11 protein-coding genes are annotated in these 8,195 nt (G+C 57.1%); 6 read left to right on the top strand and 5 right to left on the bottom strand.

What is annotated here, in order from left to right; all coding sequences use genetic code 11:
• Both B7G53_RS21935 and B7G53_RS22945 read left to right on the top strand, forming a co-directional pair.
• On the top strand, positions 1 to 106 hold a 106-nt coding region (locus B7G53_RS21935), incomplete at its 5' end, for a transposase domain-containing protein (protein ID WP_141396335.1).
• 53 nt (positions 107 to 159) lie between these two features.
• Complete coding sequence (locus B7G53_RS22945; protein WP_176491447.1) at positions 160 to 321, top strand: hypothetical protein; 162 nt, start codon at positions 160 to 162, stop codon at positions 319 to 321.
• A 411-nt stretch (positions 322 to 732) separates the two neighbouring features.
• Here B7G53_RS22945 and B7G53_RS21940 read toward each other — a convergent pair whose 3' ends face one another.
• The 4 genes from B7G53_RS21940 to B7G53_RS21955 all read right to left on the bottom strand — a co-directional run bounded on the left by B7G53_RS21940 (position 733) and on the right by B7G53_RS21955 (position 4,494).
• On the bottom strand, positions 733 to 1,452 hold the full coding sequence (locus B7G53_RS21940; RefSeq protein ID WP_255250130.1) for a DarT1-associated NADAR antitoxin family protein: 720 nt from the start codon (positions 1,450 to 1,452) through the stop codon (positions 733 to 735).
• A complete protein-coding gene (locus tag B7G53_RS21945) occupies positions 1,445 to 2,071 on the bottom strand; it encodes a DarT ssDNA thymidine ADP-ribosyltransferase family protein (RefSeq protein WP_096671723.1) in 627 nt (208 codons plus the stop codon). Before B7G53_RS21945 ends, B7G53_RS21940 begins: the two co-directional genes overlap by 8 nt.
• A 600-nt stretch (positions 2,072 to 2,671) precedes the next feature.
• Complete coding sequence (locus tag B7G53_RS21950; protein ID WP_096671725.1) at positions 2,672 to 3,856, bottom strand: XRE family transcriptional regulator; 1,185 nt, start codon at positions 3,854 to 3,856, stop codon at positions 2,672 to 2,674.
• Entirely contained in the window at positions 3,853 to 4,494 is a 642-nt protein-coding gene (locus B7G53_RS21955) for a hypothetical protein (protein ID WP_096671727.1), read from the bottom strand. The genes B7G53_RS21950 and B7G53_RS21955 overlap by 4 nt, the downstream gene beginning before the upstream one ends.
• Before the next feature lie 100 nt (positions 4,495 to 4,594).
• On the opposite strand from B7G53_RS21955, the gene B7G53_RS21960 reads away from it, so the two are divergent.
• From B7G53_RS21960 to B7G53_RS21975, 4 genes are all read left to right on the top strand, one after another.
• A complete protein-coding gene (locus B7G53_RS21960; RefSeq protein ID WP_141396432.1) occupies positions 4,595 to 5,188 on the top strand; it encodes a DUF6088 family protein in 594 nt (197 codons plus the stop codon).
• Positions 5,181 to 6,206, top strand: a complete 1,026-nt coding sequence (locus B7G53_RS21965; protein WP_141396433.1) for a nucleotidyl transferase AbiEii/AbiGii toxin family protein — start codon at positions 5,181 to 5,183, stop codon at positions 6,204 to 6,206. The genes B7G53_RS21960 and B7G53_RS21965 overlap by 8 nt, the downstream gene beginning before the upstream one ends.
• 546 nt (positions 6,207 to 6,752) lie before the next feature.
• A complete protein-coding gene (locus B7G53_RS21970) occupies positions 6,753 to 6,953 on the top strand; it encodes a helix-turn-helix domain-containing protein (protein WP_255250131.1) in 201 nt (66 codons plus the stop codon).
• Between the two features lie 556 nt (positions 6,954 to 7,509).
• Positions 7,510 to 8,073 carry a hypothetical protein gene (locus tag B7G53_RS21975; protein ID WP_217992644.1) on the top strand — a complete coding sequence of 188 codons (564 nt, stop codon included), beginning with the start codon at positions 7,510 to 7,512 and terminating at the stop codon, positions 8,071 to 8,073.
• Positions 8,074 to 8,088: 15 nt separating this feature from the next.
• Here B7G53_RS21975 and B7G53_RS21980 read toward each other — a convergent pair.
• On the bottom strand, positions 8,089 to 8,195 hold a 107-nt coding region (locus B7G53_RS21980; protein WP_141396335.1), incomplete at its 5' end, for a transposase domain-containing protein.

The raw sequence follows: 8,195 nt of genomic DNA on the forward strand, positions 1-8,195 counted from the left end.
GTACGCATACCTGAAGGACATCCTCGAGCGGCTGCCCACGCAGCCGGCCAGTCGCGTCCAAGAGCTGCTGCCGCATCGCTGGCAGGCCCCTCTCTCCACTACTTGACCCTGTCGGCCGTCGTCAAGACGGGATCACCGCGCGCTTACGGCACTTCGACCATGCGCGTCAAAATTCGATCGCGAATCCGCGAGAACTCGTCGACTGGCGCGATGGTGGGCGGCAGCGCGCCGACGCCGCCGGAAGGGCGGCTTCGGACCACCGGCCGCGGCAATCCGTTCCGCGATGACCACGCGGTACATCCAAGGGTCATCCTCGTCTGAATTTGTCGCCAGCAGAGGTACCCGAAGAGTCAAACGTTCACAGGCTTAGCGTGCCACCGCCTGCCGCTGAGATTACGGTCTACACCAGCGCGGAGAGAGCGGGCGGCCACCTCGCGATCGAAGATAGTCGGGATGAGTCGGGTAGCGTCGTCCTCCGCTTGGTTGCCAGCTGGCAGCGCCCGCGGACGCGCCGCAGTTGCCCGACGTTACGAACGTCGGGTATCGCGCGTTCAAATTGACGATTTCTATGCCCGGTTTAGGCCAGAAGCAGTCGTAGATGACCGACAGCTCTTCGGCAGATCAACGTGGCATCGCTCACGCGCGATCGAACCTCCAACGAATCTAGCTGGCTGCGCATACGACCACCGCCTACCTTACGCAGGTGCCTTGTCAGAGAGTCCCACCGCTTATTCAACCGACTCCATCTAAGCGGACCTGAAGCTCGCTGTTTTCATGAGCGTTGCTCACAGCGCCAGTCGATATGACAGACAGGTATGCCTCTTTGTCCCGTAAGACCTCTGAGGTCAGCAACTCTCGATGATGCAGAGACACGTACAGCGCAGCAGCATACGCTTGACAGTTAATCGACCGCTCCGGATTGAATGCAATGTCTGAAAATGCGCGGTACTCCAGCACCTGCTTTGCCAACTCTGGATGCTTGTGCAGAGCATTGATATAAAGCCAGTCATAGAACGCAGTGCGCGGCTGAAGGTCCCAATCGCATCCGTAAATCGTGAACTTGGTAAGCCGCCCATGTTGGAGCAACCGCGGGTCACGTTTTGCGTCGATTGAACGCATTTCGCGTAGGTCAAGGAACGGCCCGCCACGTTCAAATACCTTGGCCGACTGATACGCGCATTCAAGGCTGTATTCGCGCCCCTTCGGCGTTCGGATCATGAGATTGAAGGCACTGAGGGCAACACCAAGCTCGTCTAGTGACTTGCTCGAAATCTCAAGTACCTTGTCAACACCGATCTGCCGCATCGCGTTCTGATGCAAAGACGCAATGGACTTCTGCGCCTGTACCTTCGCCATGCCAGGGAACCACTCAAAATCAACGTGGTGAGTCCACACGAGCAGCTTGCCGCTTGTGGATGGCGTGAAGACCGGACGGGTCGCCACGTCAGACACCAGCCTTCCAGAATGCGAAGTCCTTGCGATACCGGAAGTAGCCAGCATGCATCCAGACCTGTAGACCTGGGTACTTCGCTCGGAGTCGTTGTTCCTGAGTGTTGTTTAAGGCGATCACGCCTCGAATATAGTTCCTCGGAACGCCCTGGAGCATCAAAACCTCAGCCTGCGGGTTCGTGGGCCAGTAGCCAGGGATGCCCAACTTCACCCGCTCCTTGCCTGGCACGTCTGCGTACATGCCCTGGAAGGCTTGCAGCGTTTGACGCTGCGCGATGGGAATGGCTGCAACGGCCCCAAGCGCAGCATTCGCTGAACAGAACGCGCAAGGGAGTTCCCACAAAGCGGTGGGTGCAATGACTAAGATCACCCAATCGACATCCGGGTTGTCCTTCTTGATCCCGAACCACATCTTGTAGTTCGGGAATCCAATCGACACGCAAACCGCGTGTGTGTAGTCTGCACGCACGTTGTCGTTGAAAGCTGCGAATCCCTCCAGGGTGAGGGTGTCTCGAGTGATCAGACCCCGCTGCAGAATGGAATCAAGGCTGCTCTCGCGCGTGAAGTGCACGAGCTGCTTCACGTCAATTTCCGCCGCGTATTCCTGTACTGTCGTTGCCATGTGACCTCCATCTGGCAGCTTATGTTACCGGAAGATACATCAGCTGCCGAAGAGGTGGCCAACGAACTTCTGAACCGTTGGTCTAGCGACGGCCAAGAACACGGTCACAACTATTACAACCAGCGCTGATGATGATAGTGATGCGCTGCTTGAGCGACTTGAAGTCACCGTTGTAGACATCGAACTTCGTTTCCCTGACATGAAGGCGTTGGTCAACGTGACGGGCAATCCCTTGCCCTTGCCATAGCGAACCGCTACGGCAGGCCGCTCTAGCAGCTCCACGCCATCCTAAATATTGCCCTTACCTTCGTACCAAGGACAGTGCTCGGCCGGGCCATCGTGTGCAAACCATCGGTTCTGCCACCCTCGAATGTGCCGGGACAAATACAGAGGTCCACGGCAGATGGCGCATTGGAATCGCATCGCGGTGCCGCCGCGGCGACGCTCCAACCGCGCGGCCATAGCTTCCCTCCGGAGACCGGTGAATTCGGCTTCCGGTAATTCCAGCAATGCCTCCGAAGCTATAAGACTCACCAGTCTCACTATCGATCGCCAACTTGAGCGTCTGCTGACGCTTCGGTGACGTGGACTCGTACATGCTCAGCGTGGACGGGCATTCGGCCAAGTCAGCACAGTAGCTCCTGGCTTGCCTTCAACAAAGTCAGTTGACTCGGTGGCGCGCTCAGCCTTTAACGGCGAACCGGTCCAGTTCACGACGTTGCCGGTTGCCTGGGCTTGTGATGGTTCAAGAAGCACCTGCAGCAATTTGGGCTGCACGCGCATCTCTCTGGCCACTGCGGATTGCGGCACGCCAAAGTGTTCTCGCATGACCTTCAAGCTCTCGGCGATGACTTCGGGTTCTTCGTTGACCATGAGATGGTCTTCCGATTCCTTAACGGCCTCGCCATGGCGATTGAGGCCTACGTAGCCAGACCGCGCCTGGTCATCCGAGAACACCCCTAGTTGCCGCCCCCTAAAGATGATGGCGGCCTTGGATACCCCCCAGCGCAGCTTGAGTTCGGAGAGGCCGGTCCAGTTCAGCCGCGTGCCGCGCAAGGCGACTCGACATTCCGTGGTGAACGTGCTGCGAGGCAGCAACAGTGCACTGGCGAAGCGGTTGGCCTGGGCCTCCGTCAGGCGGTCGCCGGTCAGCACACCGATGTGCAGTGAGAAATGGCCCAGTTCATGCGCTATTCCGAAGCGCTCACGGCAAGCGGATCGACCATCACCGTTAAGCGCGATTACGGGGCGTTTAGTAGCGAAGGAGACAGCGTCGATTTCAGGCGCGAGGCCATGTACCTTCAGTACCACGGCACCGGCATTTTCTGCGATGCGCGTAACGTTACTCAACGGTCCGAGACCCAGTCCGAACAGCGACCGAAATCGTTCGGCCGCATGCTCGATCATTTCGGGGGTTTCGGGATCGGCTTCGCCCACTTGGTAGCGTGGCAGCTCGACGTGCTCGTCCAGCACACCCACCAGGCGTTTCAGAATCTCGCCACGGGCTCGCCCCACTTGGCGCAGCGCGACCTTTGTCGTGAGTTGCCGTCTGAAGTGGCACTGCTCATCAACGATGGGATTGGGGTCGATGTGATAGAAAAAGTCAGGCAGCACCGCCAAGGACTCGGCCAACGCAGCTTCTAGAGCGGCGGATACGACTTCCGCACCGGTCTCGACCCGACTGAGAAATTGTTTGGATACGCCGACCTGCTCTCCCAGTTCTGTAAGTGACAGATCGTGAAAGAGGCGGATGAGTCGAAGGTTGGTTCCAACAAACTCGCTCATTGCGCGGCTTCGGAGGTAGCGTCGCCTTCGTCGCGGCGCTTGGGTGCGACTTGGGGTTTAGCCACATGCACTGTGGGAGCGAGCGATTCCTGGGATTCGACTCGAAGGATGCGGAAGTTGTCTGATTCCCAGCGGCATGCCACTTCCCCACTGGGTGCGAAGCCCAGGAATTCGACGCGCGGCTCGGCAGACTCGTCATGGCCGCGGTCGATGATGAAGCAGAACCGGCCGGGCTCGCCAGGCGTGGTGAACTCCATAAAGTCAAACTGATAACGGTTGGCTGTGAGGACTGCATCTTTGGACGGGTTCGCAGGATCGTCGTTGCTAAACCGGCAGGGTACGCCTGATACCGTGAAAACCAGCGCGTTGCTGCTGTTGGTCAGTGCCAGCCAGGAATGCCGTCCAGAGAAAGCTTCCGCGATGATCCGATTTTTCTGGCGCATGAATGTCGTGCAACCTCGGCTGTATCCATTGTCCGTAGATCGGACGAGGTCATCCTCCGTGGCGTACAGCTCTTCCAGCAGCCACTGCGCAACCAATTGAAGGCGGGCCGAGGTAAGGCCGGAATTGAAGGTGGAGGGCAATGGCAGAGACATTTTGTGCAGATCCTTAATTTCGTCAATGTCATTTTGGTGCAAATTTCTTCAGTCGTCAACCTCTTTGGGTTGCATGCCGTCGAGACGGATCATGCTAAATGTCAGAAACTCAGCTAAAATTCTGATATCTGAAAGTACCACTATGTCCAAGCTGCCTGAAACCATCCTGTTGCACGCTCAGTCTCTGCCTGAGGGTGGCGTCCTGTCGCCCAAGGAATTTCTGCATTTGGGGACCCGGGCTGCTGTGGATCAGGCACTTTCACGCTTGACCAAAGAGGGGCGCCTGCTGCGCGTTGCGCGTGGTACTTATGTGACTCCGGTGACCACCCGGTTCGGCACCCGTGCGCCCTCGCCGGAAAAGGTCGTGCAGGCGTTGTCGACCCGTACCGGGGAAACCGTGACTCCGCATGGTGCGAGTGCGGCGAACGCGCTCGGCCTCACCCGCCAAGTTCCGATCCGGGAGGTCTACCTGACCTCCGGCCCTTCTCGCAAACTGCGGCTGGGGCGCTCCGAAGTTGCCGTCAACCATGCCCCACGCTGGATGCTGGCCTTGGGAGGCTCGGCCGGCGCCGCCGTGCGGGCCTTGGCTTGGATGGGTCCGTCTCATGTCAACGAGTCGCTGGCCACCTTGCGGCGCACGCTGCCCTCTTCGGAATGGCAAGCACTGGCCGGCGCGCGCGCAGGGTTGCCTTCATGGATGGCGCGGGCAATTGGTGAGGAAGCCGTCCGTGGCTGAACGCTTCGTTGCGTTGAGCCCAGATGACCAGCGCGAAGTGCTGGAGCAGGTTCGCCAAACGACCGGCCGGCCCACCCATCTGCTAGAAAAGGACGTATGGGTGGTGTGGGCGTTGGGCGCCCTATTCGACTCGCCCTTGGCCGCCGACCTGACCTTCAAAGGCGGCACCTCCTTGTCCAAGGCCTACAAGATCATTGAGAGATTTTCAGAGGACATCGACCTCACCTATGACATCCGCAAGCTGATCGGCGACTTGACGGGCAATGACGGCTACCTGCCCACAAGCCGGAGCCAGGCAAGCAAGTGGACAAAGGCCGTGCGTGATCGGCTTCCGGGGTGGATTGCCGAATCGGTGAAGCCCATCCTCGCGGCGGCATTGGAGCGGGACGGGCTGAAAGCGACCTTGAAGATCGGTGGCGAGGAGAGAGACAAGCTTCTTTTGAGCTATCCACCGATCAACCAGGGCACCGGATATGTGGCCCCAGTCGTTTTGCTGGAATTTGGAGGACGAGCAACCGGCGAACCGCATGGCATCCTTCCGGTGACCTGCGACATGGCAGGCCAGATTGATGGCATCCAATTTCCGGAAGCATCACCGATGGTGATGAGCGTGGCGCGGACATTTTGGGAGAAAGCCACCGCGGCCCACGTGTACTGCGCCCAAGGGCGCATACGCGGCGAACGGTATGCGCGACATTGGCATGACTTGGCGGCAATTGCACGCAGTGGGTATTACGAGAGGTCAGTGACGGACCGGGCCGTGGCGCAGGCCGTCGCCGAGCATAAGACGTATTTTTTCAGTGAGAAGAACGTCGCTGGCGAGATCATCGATTACTTTTCCGCCACGAATGGGCAGTTAAAGCTTGTTCCTGAGGGAGCGGCAAGAGATGCGCTGGCCGATGACTACAAAAATATGGTGGCCGACGAAGTCATGGTGGGAGATGCCTTGCCCTTTGACGCCTTGATGGAGGCAGGCCTAGCAATTGAAGTTCGCGCCAACGACACGGGCTCGGTCTGACTGAAAAAACAGACGGGTCAAGAAGGACCAGATTCTCCATCACTCCAAACCTTGACACCGAACTCTCTGGCCCGTTCATCATCACCTTCAACCTGTAGTCGTTCAGCACTCGTGACGATCTTGCCGCCCAGTTCCTGAGGCAGTTTCGGAATCAGTTGCTCAAGCAATCTGACACCATCAGGCAACTGGGGAACACGCTTTCGGAACATTAGACCGCGCTGGGCGCAGTCGTGGCCATGGCAACCGGAGGACCGCTGATTGATACCGTCGCGGGCCAGGGTCCTCAAGCAGTTCCAAATCAAACCTAAGAGCGTTCACGAGGCCACCTACCGACTCGGGTGAATATCTGATATCCCGCTAGGGTGAAGGTACCAGACTGCGTCCGCGTCGAACAGTCTTCGTTTTACCGAGATATGGCGCAGCTGCTTTCGTTATCAGCGCTTTCAATGCCCTCGAAATATATGAATTAGTGTTTATGCGAATTAGAGCATTGACTAGATATTCACCAAGGTGAAGAAAACCTTGGCCTTAAGAGTGGGAACGACAGTGCGCAAGCTCCGTGTTGAGAGCGGGATGAGCCAAGTTGTTTTTGGTGAGCGCTGCGGCTTCTATCAAACCTACCTTAGCCGACTTGAACGGGGTCAAGCCAACCCAACACTCAATGCACTTGAGGTCATCGCCGGTGCATTCAACCTCTCGATTTTTGAGTTCTTCGAACAGGTAAGGTCCTCTGGCGAGACCAAGTAACGGCCATTTGATGGGCTAAGGGGCATTAACTCGCCTCACAGATATTGAACCCCAAACTGTTTTAACCAGCCATTCTCCCGAAGAATTGACCGGGAATAGGCTCGTTACCTCAGGGGGTCTCGATTGGATGCAACTGGGGACACTTGGGCGCCTCATCCGAAGCGTCCTGAACCGGACCCCAAAAAATCGCATTCAACAGGCCATCCCGATACTGACGGCGCACTTGCGCTTCGCGCTTTTGTGGCGAAAACGCAAAAATTGCGCACGTAGCCACAGAGGTTCATGAGTATCCATAGCGATTCATGCCCTTTCGAGGTACGCCGAAATGCTTGTCATTACCTAATTTCAAGAGACTTGAAAAGGTGTATTGCTTCACAGAAGGAGTCACTTCGAATATGCTCTCAATCACATAAACATTAATTCACATAAATTTATAACGGGCCGTGATCGCTCCTCTCAATTCCGGCGATCAACCTTCTACAGATTGAAGGCCCACTATCGAACATAAGTGCAGTTCTTTGTGAAACCAATTCGAGTAAGTGCTGCGATCAAGCATATGAGAAGACGACTGGAGGTTGATGATCTTGATGGCTTCCTGGCGGCATATGAGCAGTACGTGCTCACCGTAGCATTTGAGCCCGCCGCGATACCCCTCACACAAGTTGCTCTTCCGTCGGCGTTGCGTAGTGGCTTCGAAAAGGGCAGTGTCACTGCCAAAACGCTGGTCACGCTATGGCGGCTTACGATGAACGGAAGCTTGCTGCTAGTTGAGAACGATCTAAGAGTCATGATCAATCAGAACATTGATGACGCGCTGAAGACGCTAGCGATGACTACTGGCTTGCCGGCGAAACCTTTGCCGATTGGTATTGAGATAGCGACTCAAATTCCTGACGCGATTGGTCGACAACCTGTGTCCACTCCTTCCCAAGAGGCTTCACAGATGAAGCGCGTTTCGATCGTTAGTACATATTCCATTCGCACCTGGTCCGCTTCCGATGGGTTCGACTTTCGACGGAACTTGTGCGCAAGCAATCAGGAAAGAGAGTTTCTGCGTGCGATCCGCCAATATTTCCCGTCGATGCTGTCTTATCGTAAGCGCGCGGTGATCCCGTCTTGACGACGGCCGACAGGGTCAAGTAGTGGAGAGAGGGGCCTGCCAGCGATGCGGCAGCAGCTCTTGGACGCGACTGGCCGGCTGCGTGGGCAGCCGCTCGAGGATGTCCTTCAGGTATGCGTACG

Origin of the sequence: Polaromonas sp. AET17H-212 (genome assembly GCF_002379085.1) — a bacterium.
Taxonomy (GTDB): Bacteria; Pseudomonadota; Gammaproteobacteria; order Burkholderiales; family Burkholderiaceae_C; genus Polaromonas.

Coding starts and splice junctions, on each gene's coding strand:
- B7G53_RS22945 (WP_176491447.1), top strand. CDS start 160: ATGCGCGTCAAAATTCGATCGCGAATCCGCGAGAACTCGTCGACTGGC.
- B7G53_RS21945 (WP_096671723.1), bottom strand. CDS start 2,071: ATGGCAACGACAGTACAGGAATACGCGGCGGAAATTGACGTGAAGCAG.
- B7G53_RS21950 (WP_096671725.1), bottom strand. CDS start 3,856: ATGAGCGAGTTTGTTGGAACCAACCTTCGACTCATCCGCCTCTTTCAC.
- B7G53_RS21960 (WP_141396432.1), top strand. CDS start 4,595: ATGTCCAAGCTGCCTGAAACCATCCTGTTGCACGCTCAGTCTCTGCCT.
- B7G53_RS21975 (WP_217992644.1), top strand. CDS start 7,510: ATGAGAAGACGACTGGAGGTTGATGATCTTGATGGCTTCCTGGCGGCA.